Here is an 18784-nt window from a genome sequence, read left to right on the forward strand (position 1 = left end):
CGTCCGGGGATCAGATGGATGTTGCAACCTGCATGGCGAGTTGGTCGAGCGACGCTTCCGACGACGGGCCGACGAGCACATAGGATGTGCCGGCATTATGCCAGGAGACCACGCCGATCTCATCCTTGATTGTTTCTCTGAAGTCGTCGGCCTCCGAGGGCAAGTTGTCCTTGCGGAAACAGATCGAGGCGAGGTCGCCATCCGAACTCGTGTAGACGAGCTGACCGACCGGTCGGCCGTCGCCGATAAAGACGCGTGCACCCTGGAAGGTCCAGCCCTGGTCTGAAAGGTCGGGGACTCGGAACGCAACGCCCACTGTCGACGTCAGCCAGGTGGAAATTTCTTCCGCCTGCGTCGAGGGAACCTCGACAATATGGCGCGGCTGGCGCGCGACAAGCCGCTGGTTGGCGATAACGTCGATCAACCATTCGCCGGAATCCGGGGCGGCTTCGATCGTTGTTGAGGCGCCCGACTTCATTGCGCCAGTGCTGCCGGCGGCGAAAAAGCCGATGCCACAGCCGGCGATGAAGAGGATGACGGCTGCCGCCAGAGCCTGTGGCCCCGTCGGCGTAAGCTTGAACGAGGGCCGTGAAATGCGCGGTGCGACTGGAGCCTTTGGCGGCTGTGCACTCTTGATCGACCGAACGAGGGCGAGAGGAACCGGTTCCTTGAGAACGTCGTCGAGGCGGTGCTTTCCGAAGTCGGCGCCGTGCCGCAGCTTGTCGTAGAGCCGCTTGGCGCCTTCGTCGGTGGCCAGGCGTTGCTCGAGTTCGTGCTTCTGTTCGGCCGTCGTCTCGCCATCCAGCAGGGCGGCTAGCTGTGCATCGAGCGGCAGTTTTTTGAAATCGAGCAATTCAGTACCTGTAAGTATAATTGTCAGCGACGCTAGCGAAATGCAGTCTCGCCGCCGCCAGCTGGGATACAACGATGTTGATGGTGACACCCATAATGTCGGCTGCCTGCTGATAGCTATGACCTTCGACAACAACCAGCAAAAAGGCGCTGGATGTGCCTTCGGGCATGTCGGCGATCATGCGGTGGATGACATCGGGGTCGACGAGGGAAGTGCGATCGCGGTTCGCTTCCCGGATATCAGTGACATTGCTCCGGGAAGCGGGATGCGGCTTGCGTCGGCGATGGTCGTCGCTCCAATGCTGGCGGGCGAGGGCGTACACCCAACTTTCCAGACGGCCTTCGCCATTCCATTGATTGCCCTTTGCAATGGCGCGCTCGCACGCCACCTGCGCGAGTTCGTCCGCGCTCGCTGCGTCACCGGCAAGGGTCATCGCGAAACGCCGTAGCCGAGGCAGAAGGCCCACTAGGTCGCGTCTGAGATCGATGGTCGTCACGGGTTGACGCATGGTCTTTCCAGGTAATGCATGAGTGCTCGGGGAGAGCACCCAGCAGGAGATCGATTTTATATCGCTTCTGTGTCCTTTATGAAACAAGTAGCTGATGCTTCGCAAGCATCCGGCAGCGTATCCCACGGGTTCTCAAAGCTTTTCTTCGTCAGGCCCGGCTCGGCTCAACCTCAGTACGTGCGGTAACCGTTCAGTGCCTGCAGCAGCGAACGATAAGCCCAGGTTTGCTCGCCGCCCCGATCCCGGATCTCGACGAGCTGAACGCGCGCTCCCTGCACGTCACCCTGTTCCACCAAAGCTTGTCCCATGTATGACCGTGCCAGAATATAATTCTCGTCCGCCTGCAACGCCTTGCGGTAGTACGACATCCCCAGTTCCATTCTGCCCGCCTTGCGGTTGGCATAGCCGAGATAATTCAGGATGCGCGGATCGTTCTGGTTATTGGCAAGCCGAAGCACGGTCAGGGCGTTGTCGTACTGACCGGCATAGGCGAATTCGCGGGCTGCCTTGTAGAGATCATCGTCGTTGAACGAATTCTTCTTCGGGACCACGCATTCCTTGCGCTTCCCATCCCAGACCTTGCCATCAGCACATTTTGTCGTCGTTTCGGTCTTTGGCGGCGGCTTGGTTTCGTCGCTCTCATCACCGATGCCAAAGGCGGATGAAGAGGCGGCGATGATGAACGAAGCGGCTAGGGCCAGGCTGCGAAGCCTGGGGGATGCCATGGGCATGCAATGACTCCGTGAATTGGTGCTGCAGAGACAACAAGTTTACGTGGCAATCGCCACTTGCCAAGTCCTCGGATGCCTTCTGAAATTCAAGATATCGTCATCTTCAGTTTCTGAATCAATTTGCCGAGGCGATGATTCCGAAAGCGGCGCTAACCTCTGAAAATATCGACACTTTCGCTGCAAACGCTGTCGCCCATGGAGTTGATGCTGAAGCGCTCTCCTGTGAGTTCCCATGCGCCCGGAGAGCCGTCGATCGAGAACAGATTATAGGCGGCTCGGGGTTTTAATCCTCCCGGCCCCTGCGATGCGGAGGCGATGCCGACCACGGGAACGGGACCTGTTTGGCCACGCAGCCAGTGGAGCGTATTCAAATGGGTATGGCCGTGGAGCACCAATTCGGCGCCGCCGGTGGAGATCACGGCGCCAAAGCGGCGGATGCCGATCATTCGCTTGTGGAAGGAGGTCGCGCCGCGGATGGGCGGGTGGTGGATCATCACTACTCGAAACAGGCCGGCCTCGCCGGCCGCGCGCAGCATGTTCACGGTGTCACGCGCCTGTCGCTCACCGAAGAAGCCGCTGGCCGCAAAAGGGGGCGTTGCCACGGCTGTCGAGCAGCCGACAATGGCGACCTTGCCGCGAACGCGGAGGTAAGGAAAGACGTGGCGGTCTTCCTGCCATTCGGGCGGGGCGAGGTCGCCGCGCACATTGTCATACCATGCGCGCACCGATTTTTCGTAGGCGCCAGGGACGTAGGCATCGTGGTTTCCGGGCACGACGGAATTGTCTGCGGGATCGCCGAGTTCCTGCAGCCATGCGGCGGCGGCTCGGATTTCCAGCCCGCTCGCGAGATTCACGAGATCGCCGGTAACCGCCAGATGATCGGCCTGCTTCGTGCGGATGTCATCGAGCAATACATCCAGCGTGCTGCCGAAAAGGTGCTTGCGCCTGTTGCGATGCCAGTTCACAAAGCCGGTAATGCGTTTGGAGAAGAGCTCGCGGACCGAAAGGCGAGGGAGGGGGCCGAGATGGATATCGGAGATATGTGCGAGCTTGAACATGCCACGACACATAGCCCAGTAAGTTTGCAATTCAAACACATCTGCTTGAACGGATTAATGGAATTGGAAAAAGCGTGATCGGAACCATCCGCCCTTGGCAGTCGCGCGCACTGATGCGCATTGTGCATGCGTATTTTGCGGTCGCGCGTGGAATGACGATGGGCGTGCGGGCTGCCTGCTTCGATGAGACGGGGCGCATCTTCCTCGTGCGGCACAGCTACATACCCGGCTGGCATATGCCGGGCGGAGGGCTCGAGCGCCATGAAACTGCCGAGGAAGCGTTGATCAAAGAACTCCGCGAGGAGGGGAATTTGCGTATTCTCGGACGGCCGCAGCTGTTTCACGTCTATTTTAACAAGGCGGCGAGCCGACGCGACCATGTCCTCTTCTATAAGACGCAGGTGGAGCAAACCGCACCCCGTCCACCGGATCGCGAAATCGTCGAGTGCGGCTTTTTCGCCATCGATGACCTGCCAGCAGATACCACGGAGGCAACACGCCGCCGGCTGGCGGAACTCGCGGGCGAGCAGGAGCTCGCCCACGTGTGGTAGACCAGCGCTAGGCTGCAGCCAATCGCGCCCGGCCATGCGGGCGATCGAGATCTAGCGCTGGGCCGACAGGCACGATGCCGGTCGGATTGATCGTCTTGTGGCTGCGGTAATAGTGGTCCTTGATGTGACGGAAATTGACCGTCTCCTTGACGCCGGGCGTCTGGTAGAGATCGCGCAGGTAAGCCGACAAATTAGGATAGTCTTCGATACGGCGGATGTTGCACTTGAAGTGACCGACATACACGGCATCAAAACGAACCAGCGTCGTGAACAGCCGCCAGTCGGCCTCGGTCAGCCGATCGCCGAAGAGATAACGACCCTTGCCCAGACGGTCTTCAAGCATATCGAGTGTTTCGAAAAGCTTGACCACATTCTCCCCGTAGGCTTCCTGGGTCGTGGCAAAGCCGGCCTTATAGACACCGTTGTTGACGGTGTCATAGACGACGGAATTAAGCTCATCGATATCGGCGCGCAGGTCTTGCGGATAAAGATCAGCAGTCGAGCCGGTCAAATGATCAAAGGCGCTGTTGAACATCCGGATGATTTCGGACGACTCGTTGTTGACGATCGTGTTGGTCTTCTTGTCCCACAAGACAGGCACGGTCACGCGGCCGGAATAATGTGGGTCGGCCTTCACATAGACTTCCCACAGCGTCTTGGAACCGAAGAGATGATCGCCCGTTGCGCCGTCGCCGACCTTGAACTCCCAGCCGTTCGACAACATTAGCGGATCGACGACCGAAACGCTGATAAGATTCTCGAGCTTCTTGAGCTTGCGGAAGATGAGCGTGCGATGCGCCCAAGGGCAGGCCAGCGAAACATAGAGATGGTAACGGTCAGCCTCGGCTTTGAAGCCACCGATACCGGACGGTCCGGCTGCGCCGTCGGCGGTAATCCAGTTGCGAAACCGGGAAGCGGCGCGCTTGAAGTGCCCTTTGGTTTCTTTCGTATCGTACCAGACGTCATGCCAGACGCCATCAACCAGCATGCCCATGTTGTGATCCTTCAATTTTTCCTTGGCCCACACATATCGCAGGTCCGGCGCATTTGCAGGGCGGTAAAGATTGAACAGTGCGTCACGCAGCGTTGCCTTGCGCAAAATTTCCATTGGACGACCGAAATTTTTCCTGCTATCGGCCATTTCACACTTCAGGAACCCGATTTGATGTTTGCACCGAGAAACCTGCGACGACGCTGATGCTCCCGAACGCCGAAGGGCGTGCTCGAGATCCATCAATTCTGTCTACCCGGTTTCCGTCTCATCATGCACAAGCACGATCTGGTCTACCTCACTGAGGATGCGTCGCACGACGCTGCCATCGAACACATCAACGAAGAAGCATTCGGTCCCGGGCGGCATACCCGGGCCGCCGCGCGGATTCGCGAGCAGGGGCCGCACGACCTCTCGCTCTCCTTCATATGCGCCGACGACGGCGAAACGATTGCATCAGTGCGCATGACGCCCGTCCTGGCGGGCTCGGTCAATGCGCACCTGCTGGGGCCACTGGCCGTGCGACCGTCCCACAAGGGTCGCGGTATCGGCCGGGAACTGGTTCGGATCGCCATTGATGCCGCGCGCCGCAAGGGATCGGAGGCAGTCATCCTCATCGGCGATCCTCCCTACTACTGCCCGCTCGGTTTCGAGAGAGTTGCTCATAACGCACTGGCATTTCCCGGTCCCGTCGATCCGGCGCGCGTATTGGTCGTACCACTCGCCGAGGATGCGCAAAGCAGGCTCAAGGGAACTATTGGCTGGCGAAAATAGGTCGCGTGCGGTATTGAGCCTTATGCCTGAAGCGCGCTTTGCGTGATCTTTCAGTGGCTTGAAGGGCTAGAGCATGAGCGGCATTTCCATGGACGAGGCGCTGGATCGCGCCGGCACCGGGGCGTTCCAGCGACGCCTGATCGGTATCTTCGGTCTTGTGTGGGCGGCGGATGCCATGCAGGTGCTTGCTGTCGGCTTCACCGCAGCTTCTATCGCTGCCACTTTCGGCTTGTCCGTTCCGCAAGCCCTGCAGACTGGTACACTATTCTTTCTCGGCATGCTTATCGGAGCCGTCGCCTTCGGGCGGCTTGCCGACAGGGTCGGACGCCGCCAAGTGCTGATCGTGACGGTCGCCTTCGATGCGCTTTTCGGCATTCTTTCTATCTTCGCTCCCAGTTTTGTCGCTCTGCTTGCATTGCGATTCCTCACCGGCATGGCGGTTGGCGGCACGCTGCCGGTGGACTACGCGATGATGGCCGAATTCCTGCCTGCCAAGAGCCGTGGCCGCTGGTTGGTTGCGCTTGAAGGTTTCTGGGCGATCGGAACGCTGATTGTCGCGCTTGCCGCCTGGGCTGCGAGCGTTGCTGGAGTGACCGACCCCTGGCGCTATATTTTCGCGGTCACGGCTGTGCCGGCCCTGGTGGGTCTTACGCTGCGCCTCTTCGTTCCTGAATCACCGCTTTACCTGTTACGGACCGGACGGACAGCCGAGGCGAAGGTGATCGTCAACAGGATGCTGGCTGTGAATCAGAAAGCGCCCCTGCCGTCGGACGACGAAATCGTCGCAACGCCACATGCCGCGGAAGGCATATTCTCCGACGAGCTGCGGCGCCGTAGCCTGTTGATCCTGGCGATCTGGTTCCTGGTTTCCGTTTCCTACTACGGCGTCTTCACGTGGATGCCGGCGAAGCTGGCGGGCGATGGGTTCGGCTTTGTGCGCGGATACGGCTTCCTGGTGTTCGTTGCACTTGCGCAGGTGCCAGGTTATGCACTTGCAGCCTATGGGGTCGAGGCCTGGGGCCGCAAGCCGACATTGATCGGGTTCTGCCTGCTGTCGGCGCTCGGGTGCTTGCTCTTTGTCGTTTCTCCAAGCGATATGCTTGTCGGCGCGTCGCTGCTGGTCATGAGCTTCGCGCTGCTCGGAACCTGGGGAGCACTCTACGCCTATACGCCGGAACTCTACCCCACCGCATCGCGAGCGACGGGCATGGGATCGGCAGGGGCGATGGCGCGCCTCGGTGGTTTGCTTGCGCCTTCCCTGATGGCATACGTCGTTTCAGGCGGATTGGGCTTGGCCATTGGCCTGTTCGCGGGCCTGTTGGTCGTGGCAGCAATAGCCACGACGGCAATCGATACGGAGACGCGGCTGGCTGCGCTCAGCTAACTTCGGCCAGCACCTTGCGCAGAAATGTGCGCGTTCGGCCTTTTGGAAACTCAGGCAATTCGCCGAATATCTCGTAGCCTTGACGTTGGTATGCCCGTAGCGCTTGTGGATTGAAGGTATCGATCCAGGCACCGTGGCAGCCGCGTGCGATTGCCTCCTCTTCGGCCAGGGCAAGGATCTTGCCGGCCATGCCCTTACCGCGTTCGTTGTCGGGAATGTACAGCAACTGGGTGAAAAGCCAGCCCCAGGCAGTATAGCCGGAAAGCCCACCGGAGACGTTGCCGTCGGTATCGCGGATGAGAACCGCAAGCGGTTGGCGCTCGGCAGGGCCGACGTCATGGACGTTGAAGGCCGAGAGTGCGTCGCCGATCGTCGTGAGATCATCAGCTGCGGGCGAGCCCGTTAGCTCAAATTCGGCCATGCCGCTAACGCCCTTCGCGCCACCACATGGCGCCGAAGGCAAGGAGCAGGATGCCGACGCCGGCAAAACCGGCAAACAGCGGCAGGGTGTTGATGCCCTTCAGCACCGTTTCATTCGTGAGGTGGATCTGCATACGATCGTTGTCGGCAACCCGGATCTGGCCACGAACCGGCAAGATCGGCGGGATGCTGATCGCGCCGTCATTGTTGGAAACACGGGTGACGAGGCCTTTCGACTTGTCGGCAATGGGCTTCAATGCATCGCTCGTCGAGATCATCGCCTTGAATTCCGGAGCATCGACCGCGCCGACATGAACGAGCGTCGTCATTTCGCCGTTCCTGATTTCGAAGAGGCCGATCTCGTCCATCTTCTTTTCCGCCTTGAAGAGGCCAGGCTCGGCTTGCGTCAGCGGCAGTGTTTCCGTCTTGCCTGAGGGGTAGCGGACCGTCGCATCGCCAGGGTTGCCCCCGATCGTCTGCCGCGTAATCTCCAGCGTGCGGCCGGCTGCCCGTGCAGTCAGCGCCTCTTCCTCGAGGGCTGGTTCCTTCATGAGCCAATGCGCGACGCGACGATAGAGCGACACGTGCGGGCCGCCGCCTTCAAAGCCGCGCGCCCAGAGCCAGCCCTGATCGGAGAGCAGCATCGCGACGCGTCCCTGTCCGGCGCGATTGAGAACGAGCAGCGGATGGTTGTCCGCGCCGACCATTACGGTCTGGCCCTGCGGCTGTTCGACATCGACGCTGCGGAACCAGCGGCCCCAATGCGGCGGCTCGTCTGCGGATCCATCGAGACCGCGGGTGACCGGGTGTTTGCGGCCTTCCTCCGAGAGCCTGGGATAGAAGGCCTTCTCGATCATCTGGCCGGTGGGCGCGGCCGGCAATACGGACGACAGCGGTGTCAACGCAATCGAATCCTGGCCGGCATGTTCGGGTCCGGCGGCAATCAGCAAGGCGCCACCGTTTTCCACATACTGGGCGATGTAGTCGTAGTAGAGGATCGGCAGGACGCCACGATGCTGGTAGCGGTCGAAGATGATCAGGTCGAAGTCCTTGATCTTGTCGACGAACAGCTCGCGGGTCGGGAAGGCAATCAGCGACAGTTCGTTGATCGGCGTACCGTCCTGCTTTTCAGGCGGGCGCAGGATGGTGAAATGCACCAAATCCACAGACGCATCCGACTTCAGGAGGTTGCGCCATGCCCGCTCACCTGCGTGCGGCTCGCCGGAGACCAACAGAACGCGCAGGTTCTCGCGAATGCCGTCAATCACATGGACGGCGCGGTTGTTCGCCTCGGTAACCTCACCGGGAAGGCCGGCAACCGAAAATTCGAGGACGTTGCTGCCGCCGCGCTCGACCTTGAAAGAAAAAGGCGTGTCGCGTCCCGGTGTTGCCTGGAGCGTGGCGATCTCATTGCCGTTAAGCTTCACCGTGACGTCAGCGGTTCCACCGGGGCTCGGGCCGTCGTCGAAGACGCGCAGCAGCAATTGCTGCTCCTCGTTGACGATGCCGAAGCGCGGTGCCTTGACGACTTCGATGCGGCGATCGAATTCGTTGGCCTTGCCGGTGATCAAGCCGTGGATGGGTGCGTCGAAGCCGAGCGCCTGGTTGACGCCGGGGACATCGTGGACTTCGCCATCCGTCAGCATGATCGCGCCGCCGATGCGGGCGGGCGGTACATCCGCGACGGCCGCAGACAGCGCGTTGAACAGCCGCGTCGACGGCGCGTCGGAGTCCTCTGGTTCGCTTGCGTCGACGTAGCGTGGTTCGACATTGGGGAAGCGGGCGAGGCGCTCCTTCAACTGCGCCAGAGCATCGTCGGTCATCTTGATGCGTTCGGGCGTCTGCTGGCTCTGGCTGCGATCGACGATGACCGGCACGACAGTCGACAGTTGTTCGCGATCCTCCTGCAGCAACAGCGGATTGGCGAGGGCGGCCAGCAAAGCAACGGCGGCAATCGAGCGAACCCAGGCGCCGCGCACACGGCGCCAAATGGCAAATGCTGCGGTCACCAGGACAATGATCGCCAGACCCGCCAGGAGCGGCCAAGGAATGAAGGGCGAAAAATCAATCGTCATGTCACTGGCCCAATCGTTCCAAGAGAGCGGGAACGTGGACCTGATCGGTCTTGTAGTTGCCAGTCAGCATATACATCATGATGTTGACGCCGCTGCGGTAGGCGTACTCACGCTGTGTCTCATCAGGCGGAACCGTCGGCAGCATGGGCACTCCGTTGTCATCGACGGCCCAGGCGCCAGCAAAGTCGTTGCCCGTGATGAGGATTGGAGAAACGCCATCGGCCGTCGCCGTCGACTTGGCATTGGCCGCGCGGTTTTCCTGGCGCGCCTCGATCCAGAGCGGGCTCCCGGTATAACGGCCGGGAAAGCTCGACAGGAGGTAGAAGGACTTCGTCAGCACGTGGTCCGAGGGTACCGGCTCGAGCGGCGGGATATCGAGGTTGGCAAGGATCTGCTGCAGTCGCTCGCCGTTGGCGCTGACCGAACCGCCGTTGTTGTCGAGCGCGCTGAACTGGTCGCGGGTGTCGAAGAGTACCGTCCCGCCAGCGCGCATATAGGCGTCGATCCTGTTGATCGCTGCCGACGAGGGCATGGGGGCGGTTGCCGAAATAGGCCAATAGATGATCGGATAGAAGGAAAGCTCGTCCTTCGCTAGGTCCAGGCCAACCGGTGGCGACGGTTCCAGCGTGGTACGATAGGTCAGGAAGTCCGTCAGGCCGACAAGCCCTCGTTCGGAGAGCCGATCCACCTCCTGCTCACCGGTAACCACATAGGCGAGGTGCGTATTGTCGAGACGCTGAAAAATCTGATCGTCGCCCGGCTTTGCGTCGTCGGCTCGCGATTGCCCTGGTTGGAGGAAGAAGGCGGCGCTGATCGCCACGGCAACAAGCGCTGCCGCGCGCGCCGTTGGGCGAAGGCGCGAAAAGGCACCGCTCATGAACAGCACGATCAGGCTGTCAGCCAACAGGAGCAGGAAGGCAATCAGGAACAGAGCAGGCTTTGCAGACCATGTCTCCCCTCCAATCAACCCTTCGCGCACAACGGTAATGCCCGACGTATCGATAGGCTTCAACTCGGCATCCTTCGGCAACACGTTCAGCGCGGTAAATCCTTCCTCGGAGCCGTAGAGCCCGGGAGGATTGTCAAAGCTGGCAACCGGGGTGACCTTGACGTTGGGGATCAACGGGCGCGCGGTCCCGGTCTCCGTCGTCAACGCGCCTTTGGCGGTCAAGAGGCGGAAGGGCGGCAAAGCTTCTGCCGTAGAAGCTCCGGCTTCGGCGGTGACACCACCCGAGCGTGACAGTTGGACGAGGCGGCGCAGCATTTCGACGAAATTGCCTGAGATCGGGAGGTCGGACCAAGTCGCCTCGGCACTGACGTGGAAGAGGACAATGCGGCCGGCATTGATCGGCTTCGTCGTTACCAGCGGCGTACCGTCAGCGAGGCTCGCCCAGGTGCGCTCGGCAAGATCTGGCGTCGGTTCAGCAAGAACCTGGCGTTTGACCGTGACATCCGTGGGCTTTGGCATTCCCGCGAACGGGCCGAAGGTGGGAAACTCCGCCAGCGGCTGCGGCTCGGCCCAGGACAGAGCGCCGCCGAGGGCGCGTTCACCCTGTCGCAATATGACCGGAACCAAGGGGTCGTCAGCGGGAGCGGCGGCAAGACGCGGCCCAGCGAAGCGGACCAACGTGCCGCCATTGGCGATCCAGCGCTGCAGCGGCTCATAGGTCTGCTGGGGAAGCCGACCGATATCGGCCATGATGATGACGGATGGGTTCTGCGAGAGCAGGTCCGGGATCGAGGTCGCGAGATCGGGTGTGTTCGGCTCGATCAGGTCGGCGTAGGGCTGCAGGGCGCGTTGAATGTAATAGAGCGGCGAAAGCAGCGGCTGGAACGTATCGCCGACTTCGCCGGACAGCAGGACGACGCGGCGACGCTTGAAGCCGTCGTCGAGCAGATGCACGGCGCCAGCCGTCGCGTGGTTATCCATGCTGACGCGCGCGAAATCGTTGCGCATTTCGAACGGCGCCGTGATCGATCCGGTCGCGACGCTCTGACCCGGTTGGAAATCGATCGCGCCGGCGGCGATCGCACGCCCCTGAGTGTCTTGCGCCGTTACGGGATACGAAGCGGCAGCGGCACTATTGAGGCGGGTTGCGGTGACCGTCATGGCGTCGGCGGCATTGCTGGCCGACGTAATTGCCATCGTCTCGGCCTCGTCACCTGAGACCAAACGCAGTTGAGCCGGCGAAAGGTCGGAGAGTTGGCGGACGGTGGCGTCGTGATCGCCCGCGGCCGCTCCATCCGTCAGGAAGGCGAGGGTACCGGGATGTACGCCGTTCAGTGCGGCACGGAGAGCGTCGAACGCGCGCTGCCGATCCGGTACAAGCGGCTTCGGTTCAGCGGCCCGCAGCTTGTCGCGGGCTGTCGCGGCCGTTCCCGGGACCGCATCATTTGTCGGATCGGCCGTGAAGGCGATGGCAACCGGTGTTCCGGCCGCTTCAGCGTCATCTATCAGCGCCTCCGCTGTCTTCACGCGGCGATCCCAATCCGGGGATGTGGCCCAGCCATTGTCAACAAAGAGGACGAGCGGACCTCCGGAAGCGATTGAATTCGCCCGCGGATTGAAGATCGGGTCAGCGATCGCCAGAATGACGGCTGTGGCCAACAGCATGCGCAACAAGGTCAACCACCAGGGGCTCTGGGCCGGGGTTTCCTCCCGCTTCAGGACTGTCGCAAGGATTTTCAGAGGCGGGAAGACTTCCGTCTTAGGTCGCGGTGGCGTCAATCTGAGCAGCCACCAGATGATCGGCAAGGCAAAAAGCGCGCCGAGGATTGCTGGGTAGGCGAATGCGAAGGGGAGAGAGCTCATGGTTGCCCTCCATGCGTCGCTTTTGCCGGCATGCCTGACAGATACATATGAACGGCCACCAGCGCTTCAGAGGCAAGATGATCGGTCCGATGGCTGACAAAGGTCCAGCCCATGTGGCGCAGCGCCTGGCCGAGATCGTACCGACGGCCGAGATAGGCGTGGGTATAGGCCTCGCGAACATGCTCGGCGCGGCCCGAGGTCAGCTTCGAGCCTGTCTCGGGATCAGTGAATTCGGTGCGGCCATCATAAGGGAAAAGTTCTTCGGCCGGGTCGGCGATCTCGATGACGTGGCCGCGCAGACCGCGCCGCGCCAAGGGGCTGATGCGCGCCATGACTGCGGCTGCATCGTCAAGAAAGTCACCAATCAGCACGAGTTCGCTCCAGCCGCGGATCATGGCCGTGTCGGGCAGTCCTCCACTCAGCGGCGCATGCATCAATGCTGTTGCGAGCCGTTCGGCAGCGTTGCGTGCGGCAATCGGTTCCATGACGCCGGGACACCCGATGCGTTCGCCGGAGCGTGCGAGGATCTCGGCAAGCGCAAGCATGATGACGAGAGCCCGACCTTCCTTGGAGGCGTTTCCAAAGGTGGACTTGTACATCATCGAGGGAGACATGTCGGCCCAGAGCCAGACAGTGTGGGCTGCCTCCCACTCGCGGTCGCGGATGTAAGTGTGGTCGTCGCGTGCCGAGCGGCGCCAATCGATGCGGGACAGGCTCTCGCCTTCGCTATAGGGGCGGAACTGCCAGAAGTTCTCGCCAATGCCACGTTTGCGGCGGCCGTGCCAGCCGGCGATCACGCTATTCGCGATCCGCTTGGCCTCCACCAGACAATCCGGCACCAGGCTCGCCCGCTGCCTTGCGCGAGCAAGGGCATCGGTGCCCGAAGTCGGATTGACGATCTGTCCGATGGGTGCCACGCAGACGCTTCCTTATCCCTTGGCCTGCTTGACCAGCCCGCCAACGACATCGCGAACCGACATGCCTTCCGCCCGCGCTGCGAATGTCAGTGCCATGCGGTGCTGCAGGATCGGCTCGGCGAGCGCATGGACGTCGTCAACGGATGGTGCGAGACGGCCCTCATATAGGGCGCGAGCGCGGGCGCAAAGCATCATCGCCTGGCCAGCGCGCGGGCCGGGACCCCAGGCGACGTTTTTGTCCGTCGAGGCGTTGCCCTGGCCTGGACGGGCGGAGCGGACGAGCGCGAGGATGGCGTCGACAACGGTTTCGCTGACGGGCATCTGACGGATCAGTGTCTGGATTTCGACAAGGCGCTCTGCATTCAGGATCGCTTGCGGCTTGGTTTCGCTGATGCCCGTCGTCTCAAGCAGGATCTGCCGCTCGGCCGCTAGTTCGGGGTAGTGGACATCGACCTGAAGAAGGAAGCGGTCGAGCTGTGCCTCCGGCAGAGGATAGGTACCTTCCTGTTCCAGCGGGTTCTGGGTGGCAAGGACGTGGAAGGGCACGGGCAAGTCGTAGCGGTGGCCGGCGACGGTGATATGGTATTCCTGCATGGATTGCAGCAAGGCCGATTGCGTGCGCGGCGACGCGCGGTTGATTTCGTCGGCCATCAACAGCTGGGCAAACACCGGACCTTTGACGAAACGGAAGGAGCGGCGGCCGCTGTCATCCTGGTCCATGACCTCAGAACCCAGAATGTCAGAGGGCATGAGGTCTGGTGTAAACTGGATGCGGTTGGAGGCAAGGCCGAGCACTTCGCCGAGCGTTGTGACGAGTTTCGTCTTGGCGAGACCCGGCACGCCGACCAACAGGGCGTGACCGCCCGAGAGAACCGCGAGAAGAGTGTTCTCAACGACGCTTTCCTGGCCGAAGATGACCTTGGAGACTTCGCCCCGAACAGCGGCAATATCTGCGAGGGCCTTCTCGGCCGCGGCGATGATCGCCTTTTCATCGAGGGGGGCGTCGGTCTTCATCATACCCATAAGGCATCTCCAGCGGCTGATATCATTCGTCGCGAATCGTCAGGCTTACACGCAAGCGTCATACCAGATAGAGTTATGGAGATGTTGCGGGCTGACAAGTTCGTTCCGAATGACTATCTCGTGACCTTCTGGAGTTAAAGACAAACCGGGACAGAAGAATGGCAGCCGAAGAGATCAAGGCGACAACGGACGCGGCCGGTCTTGCCGCGCTGATTGCGCGCGCCGCCGGCGATGCTGGTGGCAAAGCCCGGGGTCTTCCGCCAGTCGACAGGTGGAATCCGCCGTTCTGCGGCGATATCGACATGGAAATCCGAGCGGATGGCACATGGTTCTACATGGGAACGCCGATCGGCCGGGCGCCGCTCGTCAGGTTGTTTTCAACGGTCTTGCGCAAGGACGAGGACGGGAAGACTTATCTTGTGACGCCTGTGGAAAGGGTGGGTATTCGCGTTGTGGATGCGCCGTTCGTGGCCGTTGAAATGAATGCCGGTGAACGGGATGGGGCGCCGCTACTGACCTTCCGGACGAATGTCGGCGATGTTGTCGAAGCTGGGCCGGAGCATCCGCTCCGCTTTGCAATCCACGGCGAAAACAGCGAGTTGAAACCCTATCTTCATGTGCGCGGGCAATTGGAGGCACTGATCTCCCGCCCCATCATGTACGAACTCGTTGAACGTGGCGAACGTCTCGACGTTGACGGCACGACGATGTTCTGCCTTCGCTCCGGCGGAGTCACGTTTCCCGTTATGCCGGCGGATGAACTGGATGTACTCTCCCGATGACCAATGTTCTGACCGAAAACCGTTCGCTCTATTCGGCGGCTGAGTTTCGCCGGCGCGCGCTTCACCAGACCGGCGGTCCTGTGGATCTTTCCTGGCGCGATCACGGCGATCATATTCTCAACCCCGACATTGTTTCGCAGGTGGAAAGCTTCAAACTTCGCGATGCCGCGGTGCTGGTGCCTGTCATCGACGATGGTGACGATGCACATGTGATTTTCACCCAGCGCACGGCGACGCTGCGTAAGCATTCAGGGCAGATCGCGTTTCCGGGTGGGAAGATCGACGCTGTCGACGGCTCCGCCGAAAAGGCTGCAATCAGGGAGACCCATGAGGAGATCGGTATCGACGGTTCCTTTGTCGAGACTGTAGCGCGGCTTCCGAACTACCTTGCATCGACCGGTTTCCGTATTACGCCGGTGCTTGCTGTGGTCCAGCGTGGCTTCGAATTGAAACTCAACCCGGCCGAGGTCGATGACGTCTTCGAAGTGCCGCTGTCTTTTCTGATGAACCCGGCCAACCATAGCCGTGACCAGCGCGTGCTCGACGGACTAGAGCGGCATTTCTACCGTATGCCCTATGAAAGCCGGATGATCTGGGGCATTACCGCCGGCATCGTTCGCACCCTCTATGAAAGGCTCTATGCATGACCAACCTTGGCAACGAGGCATGGTTCAAGGACCCGGCTCTGGCGCGCGTCTTTTCGCTGCTCAACGCCGATGGAGGCGAGGGGCGTGTCGTCGGCGGTGCCGTCCGCAACAGCCTCATGGGTCTCGCCGTGAGCGATATTGACGTGGCAACAACGCTGACGCCGGAACAGGTCATCGAGCGCGCGGCTGCTGCGGGGATCAAGTCCGTTCCGACCGGTGTTGCACACGGTACTGTAACGCTCGTTATCGACGGAAAGCCCTTTGAGGTCACGACGCTGAGGGCCGACTTGGAAACCGACGGGCGGCGCGCCAAGGTGGCCTTCAGTTCGGATTGGCAAACGGACGCGGAGCGCCGTGACCTGACGATCAATGCGCTCTATGTCGATGCCAAGGGCGATGTCATCGATCTGGTCGGTGGCCTTGCAGATATCGAGAAGCGCAACATCCGCTTCATCGGTGATGCGCCGACGCGTGTTGCCGAGGACTATCTGCGTATCCTGCGTTTTTTCCGTTTTTTTGCTTGCTACGGCACTGGCCGTCCAGACGCCGACGGCTTGAGGGCGTGCGCATCCGCTCGCTCCAAACTGAAGACGCTTTCCGCCGAAAGGGTATGGTCGGAACTCCGCAAATTGCTGAGCGCCGAGGATCCTGGGCGGGCGCTCCTTTGGATGCGGCAGGTGGGCGTGCTCACTGAGATCCTCCCGGAAACGGAGAAATGGGGCATCGATACCATTCCGGCGTTGATCGACACGGAGCGGGCACTTGATTGGAGGCCCGACCCGCTTTTGCGCCTCGCCGCCATCGTTCCTCCCGATACCGAGCGGCTGGAGAAGATGGCTAGCCGCCTGAAGCTCGCCAATGCCGAGGCCGCCTACCTCAAGGCCTGGTCCAAGCGGCCTGTTGTCAACGACGAATTATCGTCGTCCGCCTTCGCGCGGCTGCTTTATCGCTACGGCGCGGATGGGATCAAGACGCGCTTGAAGCTGGCGCTGGCTACCGCGCGCGGCAAAGCAGAAGGCGACATGCAGGAGATGGCTCGCTCGGCAAGGCTCGGCAATCTGCTGAACCACGCCGAAAGCTGGAAGAAACCTCAGTTTCCGATCAATGGCGGCGACGTCATGGATGCAGGCGTGGCCGCCGGGAAGAGGGTGGGCGAGATGCTTTCGTCACTGGAGGACTTCTGGGTCGAGCAAAATTTCTCGCCGGACCGGGCGGCGTTACTCGCCCGGCTGAAAGATCTGACCAGATAGTTTAGGCCGCGGTCGCTTCGTTGCGGATCCGAGCCTTGATGTTGTCGACCATGTTTTCACGGATGACAGTCTCGCCGTGGGCGCTACGCATGTGCTCAACGACACGACGGACGATTTCGGCATCATCATTCGCCCGGGTATGCCAGTCGCATCCGGGGACGAGCGTGCCACATTCAAAGAGTCTCATTATTTCCTCCTTCTGTCGGATTTCATGCCATTGCGCGGTGCTGCAATGCGTGAATGTTCGAAACGGTAGGAAGGTTCCGGAGCCGGCCGGCGCGAAGGACCGGCCGGGTGGTCATTTTATCCTTATTCGGGCATTGCCCAGGATCTGTAGCAATCGGTCGCTGCTTTGTTGTCCTGGCGCGTGGCCAGACGATCGAGTTCTTCCGGCGTCTTTCCACTGGCCAGTTGAAGCTTCACTTGCTGGATAAAGCATGAAAGTGGGAGGTCTGATCCACTCTTTGCCCTGAACCCTTCGGCAATCCGGTATAGAAACTCCGGCGTATCGGCGGGTGGGGGCGGCTCATGGGCAGTCGCGGATGCCGCAGAGCTAGTTTGTATCGTCATGACAATCCTCCTCCGATTGTTACGCGTACACCTTTAGACTTAGTGGTCCAGTCTTCGAATTTAAGCCCCGCGGTCGTCTTTATTTACGCGGTCACGGCCAGCGGACGAGAGGGGGCAGGGATGAGAGAATGGACTCTACGTTTCCTCCTGTCTTGAGGCCAAAGATTGTACCTCGATCGTAGAGGAGATTGAACTCAACATAGCGCCCACGGCGAATCAATTGTTCGTCACGATCCGCGTCTGTCCACTGTTTATTGAAGTTCGAACGAACAATCCGTGGATAAACCATTGCGAAGGCCCGTCCGACGTCGCGAGTGAAGGCAAAATCGGCGTCCCACCCGCCTGCTTCCTCGCTTGAATGCAGCCAGTCGTAGAAGATGCCGCCGATGCCGCGTGGCTCGTTCCGGTGCTTGAGGAAGAAATACTCGTCGCACCACGTCTTGTAGGCCGCATAATCGGCGACGCCGGAGTGGCTACGGCAGGCGATCTCCATCGCTTTGTGGAACAGCTCGCTGTCCTCGTCCTCCTGGGTGCGGCGGCGATCGAGCACCGGCGTCAGATCGGCGCCACCGCCGAACCAGCGGCTGGAGGTCACCACCATGCGCGTGTTCATGTGAACGGCAGGCACGTTGGGATTGACTGGATGGGCGATCAGCGAAATGCCCGAGGCCCAGAAGCGTGGATCCTCCTTGGCGCCCGGCATCTGGGCGCGGAGGTCCGGCGCGAATTCGCCATATACGGTGGAGGTGTGCACGCCAACCTTCTCGAAGACGCGACCGTTCATCATCGACATGCGGCCGCCGCCACCTGCACCGTTTTCGCGGGACCAGTCCTTGGCCATGAAGCGGCCCGGCTCTCTATCCGAAAGCGGGCCGGAGACCTCGTCTTCCAGCGTTTCAAAAGACGCGCAGATGGTGTCGCGGAGACTTTCGAACCATGCCCGGGCAGTCGACTTCTTCTCTTCGATATCGTCAGGCAGGCCAATCGGAAGTTCGGGTCTTTCCATTCTGTTTCTCTCCGAGCGGGTCGACGATCGACTCGTGCCTTCGTCTTTGCTGCTCTGATAGCAGGTAGGGCAGGGTCCTACCAGCGCAGTGGACCGGCCTGAGGCTTCCTCAGATTCGACTCGCAAAAAGCGATTTTCGATATTACCTTTTTCCCACAGAGGTAGGCTCATGACGAAAATTCCTGGACCTCCGTCGTTCGATGGTCTCAAGCGACGGATTGCTACCCACCGGGCGGAAGGCACAGCCCGGAAGAACGATCGTTTCGTACGACAGACATATTGTCTCAATCTGCTCGATGCCCGCGCCAAGGCGCGCGAATGGTTCGACGAATACCCCAAGGCGGCGTATTGGACGGAAGTCGAGAGCTGGCGACAGCTCGAAGGCGATCAGATCGAATTCACGATGCGGCGGTTGCCATCTGCCGATTGAGC

At 60.9% G+C, this 18784-nt stretch carries 20 protein-coding genes; 7 read left to right on the forward strand and 13 right to left on the reverse strand.

What is annotated here, in order from left to right; translation table 11 throughout:
• Positions 1–10 precede the first annotated feature (10 nt).
• From FHT77_RS08115 to FHT77_RS08130, 4 genes are all read right to left on the reverse strand, one after another.
• Positions 11–853 carry an anti-sigma factor gene (locus FHT77_RS08115; RefSeq protein WP_183754144.1) on the reverse strand — a complete coding sequence of 281 codons (843 nt, stop codon included), beginning with the start codon at positions 851–853 and terminating at the stop codon, positions 11–13.
• A 1-nt stretch (position 854) separates the two neighbouring features.
• Positions 855–1361 (reverse strand): RNA polymerase sigma factor, encoded by a 507-nt coding sequence (locus FHT77_RS08120; protein WP_183754146.1) that lies wholly within the window; start codon positions 1359–1361, stop codon positions 855–857.
• A gap of 170 nt (positions 1362–1531) precedes the next feature.
• Positions 1532–2092 carry a hypothetical protein gene (locus tag FHT77_RS08125; protein WP_183754148.1) on the reverse strand — a complete coding sequence of 187 codons (561 nt, stop codon included), beginning with the start codon at positions 2090–2092 and terminating at the stop codon, positions 1532–1534.
• A gap of 149 nt (positions 2093–2241) precedes the next feature.
• Positions 2242–3150, reverse strand: a complete 909-nt coding sequence (locus FHT77_RS08130) for a metallophosphoesterase family protein (protein WP_409527436.1) — start codon at positions 3148–3150, stop codon at positions 2242–2244.
• A gap of 113 nt (positions 3151–3263) precedes the next feature.
• Here FHT77_RS08130 and FHT77_RS08135 point away from each other — a divergent pair, with 113 nt between their 5' ends.
• Complete coding sequence (locus FHT77_RS08135; protein ID WP_183754769.1) at positions 3264–3701, forward strand: NUDIX domain-containing protein; 438 nt, start codon at positions 3264–3266, stop codon at positions 3699–3701.
• 7 nt (positions 3702–3708) lie between these two features.
• On the opposite strand, the gene FHT77_RS08140 is transcribed toward FHT77_RS08135, so the two are convergent.
• Positions 3709–4695: a glutathione S-transferase family protein gene (locus tag FHT77_RS08140; protein ID WP_183754771.1), complete on the reverse strand. Its 987-nt coding sequence runs from the start codon at positions 4693–4695 to the stop codon at positions 3709–3711.
• Positions 4696–4965: 270 nt separating this feature from the next.
• Here FHT77_RS08140 and FHT77_RS08145 point away from each other — a divergent pair, with 270 nt between their 5' ends.
• Positions 4966–5466, forward strand: a complete 501-nt coding sequence (locus FHT77_RS08145; RefSeq protein WP_183754150.1) for a GNAT family N-acetyltransferase — start codon at positions 4966–4968, stop codon at positions 5464–5466.
• Positions 5467–5539: 73 nt separating this feature from the next.
• Positions 5540–6850 carry an MFS transporter gene (locus FHT77_RS08150; RefSeq protein WP_183754151.1) on the forward strand — a complete coding sequence of 437 codons (1311 nt, stop codon included), beginning with the start codon at positions 5540–5542 and terminating at the stop codon, positions 6848–6850.
• On the opposite strand, the gene FHT77_RS08155 is transcribed toward FHT77_RS08150, so the two are convergent.
• The 5 genes from FHT77_RS08155 to FHT77_RS08175 are packed head-to-tail and all read right to left on the reverse strand — an operon-like array spanning position 6843 to position 14097.
• Positions 6843–7271, reverse strand: coding sequence for a GNAT family N-acetyltransferase (locus tag FHT77_RS08155; RefSeq protein WP_114713377.1), 429 nt, complete (start codon positions 7269–7271; stop codon positions 6843–6845). The two genes, FHT77_RS08150 and FHT77_RS08155, sit on opposite strands and share 8 nt — an antisense overlap.
• A gap of 4 nt (positions 7272–7275) precedes the next feature.
• Positions 7276–9345: a hypothetical protein gene (locus FHT77_RS08160; RefSeq protein ID WP_183754153.1), complete on the reverse strand. Its 2070-nt coding sequence runs from the start codon at positions 9343–9345 to the stop codon at positions 7276–7278.
• 1 nt (position 9346) lies between these two features.
• On the reverse strand, positions 9347–12157 hold the full coding sequence (locus FHT77_RS08165; RefSeq protein WP_183754155.1) for a DUF4159 domain-containing protein: 2811 nt from the start codon (positions 12155–12157) through the stop codon (positions 9347–9349).
• Entirely contained in the window at positions 12154–13074 is a 921-nt protein-coding gene (locus tag FHT77_RS08170) for a DUF58 domain-containing protein (protein WP_183754157.1), read from the reverse strand. Before FHT77_RS08170 ends, FHT77_RS08165 begins: the two co-directional genes overlap by 4 nt.
• Before the next feature lie 12 nt (positions 13075–13086).
• Positions 13087–14097, reverse strand: coding sequence for a MoxR family ATPase (locus tag FHT77_RS08175; RefSeq protein WP_183754159.1), 1011 nt, complete (start codon positions 14095–14097; stop codon positions 13087–13089).
• 158 nt (positions 14098–14255) lie between these two features.
• Between FHT77_RS08175 and FHT77_RS08180 the strand changes: the two genes are divergently transcribed.
• Genes FHT77_RS08180 through FHT77_RS08190 form a run of 3 tightly spaced genes read left to right on the forward strand, consistent with a single transcriptional unit; the run spans position 14256 to position 16776 of the window.
• Positions 14256–14879, forward strand: a complete 624-nt coding sequence (locus FHT77_RS08180; RefSeq protein WP_183754161.1) for a DUF1285 domain-containing protein — start codon at positions 14256–14258, stop codon at positions 14877–14879.
• Positions 14876–15526, forward strand: coding sequence for a CoA pyrophosphatase (locus FHT77_RS08185; protein WP_183754163.1), 651 nt, complete (start codon positions 14876–14878; stop codon positions 15524–15526). The genes FHT77_RS08180 and FHT77_RS08185 overlap by 4 nt, the downstream gene beginning before the upstream one ends.
• Positions 15523–16776, forward strand: coding sequence for a CCA tRNA nucleotidyltransferase (locus FHT77_RS08190; RefSeq protein ID WP_183754165.1), 1254 nt, complete (start codon positions 15523–15525; stop codon positions 16774–16776). The genes FHT77_RS08185 and FHT77_RS08190 overlap by 4 nt, the downstream gene beginning before the upstream one ends.
• Position 16777: 1 nt before the next feature.
• On the opposite strand, the gene FHT77_RS08195 is transcribed toward FHT77_RS08190, so the two are convergent.
• From FHT77_RS08195 to hemF, 3 genes are all read right to left on the reverse strand, one after another.
• Positions 16778–16963, reverse strand: coding sequence for a DUF1059 domain-containing protein (locus FHT77_RS08195; protein WP_016554720.1), 186 nt, complete (start codon positions 16961–16963; stop codon positions 16778–16780).
• A 122-nt stretch (positions 16964–17085) separates the two neighbouring features.
• A complete protein-coding gene (locus FHT77_RS08200) occupies positions 17086–17346 on the reverse strand; it encodes a hypothetical protein (RefSeq protein ID WP_016554719.1) in 261 nt (86 codons plus the stop codon).
• 91 nt (positions 17347–17437) lie between these two features.
• On the reverse strand, positions 17438–18352 hold the full coding sequence (gene hemF, locus FHT77_RS08205; RefSeq protein ID WP_183754167.1) for an oxygen-dependent coproporphyrinogen oxidase: 915 nt from the start codon (positions 18350–18352) through the stop codon (positions 17438–17440).
• Positions 18353–18521: 169 nt separating this feature from the next.
• Here hemF and FHT77_RS08210 point away from each other — a divergent pair, with 169 nt between their 5' ends.
• Positions 18522–18782, forward strand: a complete 261-nt coding sequence (locus FHT77_RS08210) for a hypothetical protein (protein ID WP_183754169.1) — start codon at positions 18522–18524, stop codon at positions 18780–18782.
• Positions 18783–18784: the final 2 nt, after the last annotated feature.

The sequence above is a fragment of the Rhizobium sp. BK181 genome (genome assembly GCF_014193305.1).
Classification (GTDB): Bacteria; Pseudomonadota; Alphaproteobacteria; order Rhizobiales; family Rhizobiaceae; genus Rhizobium.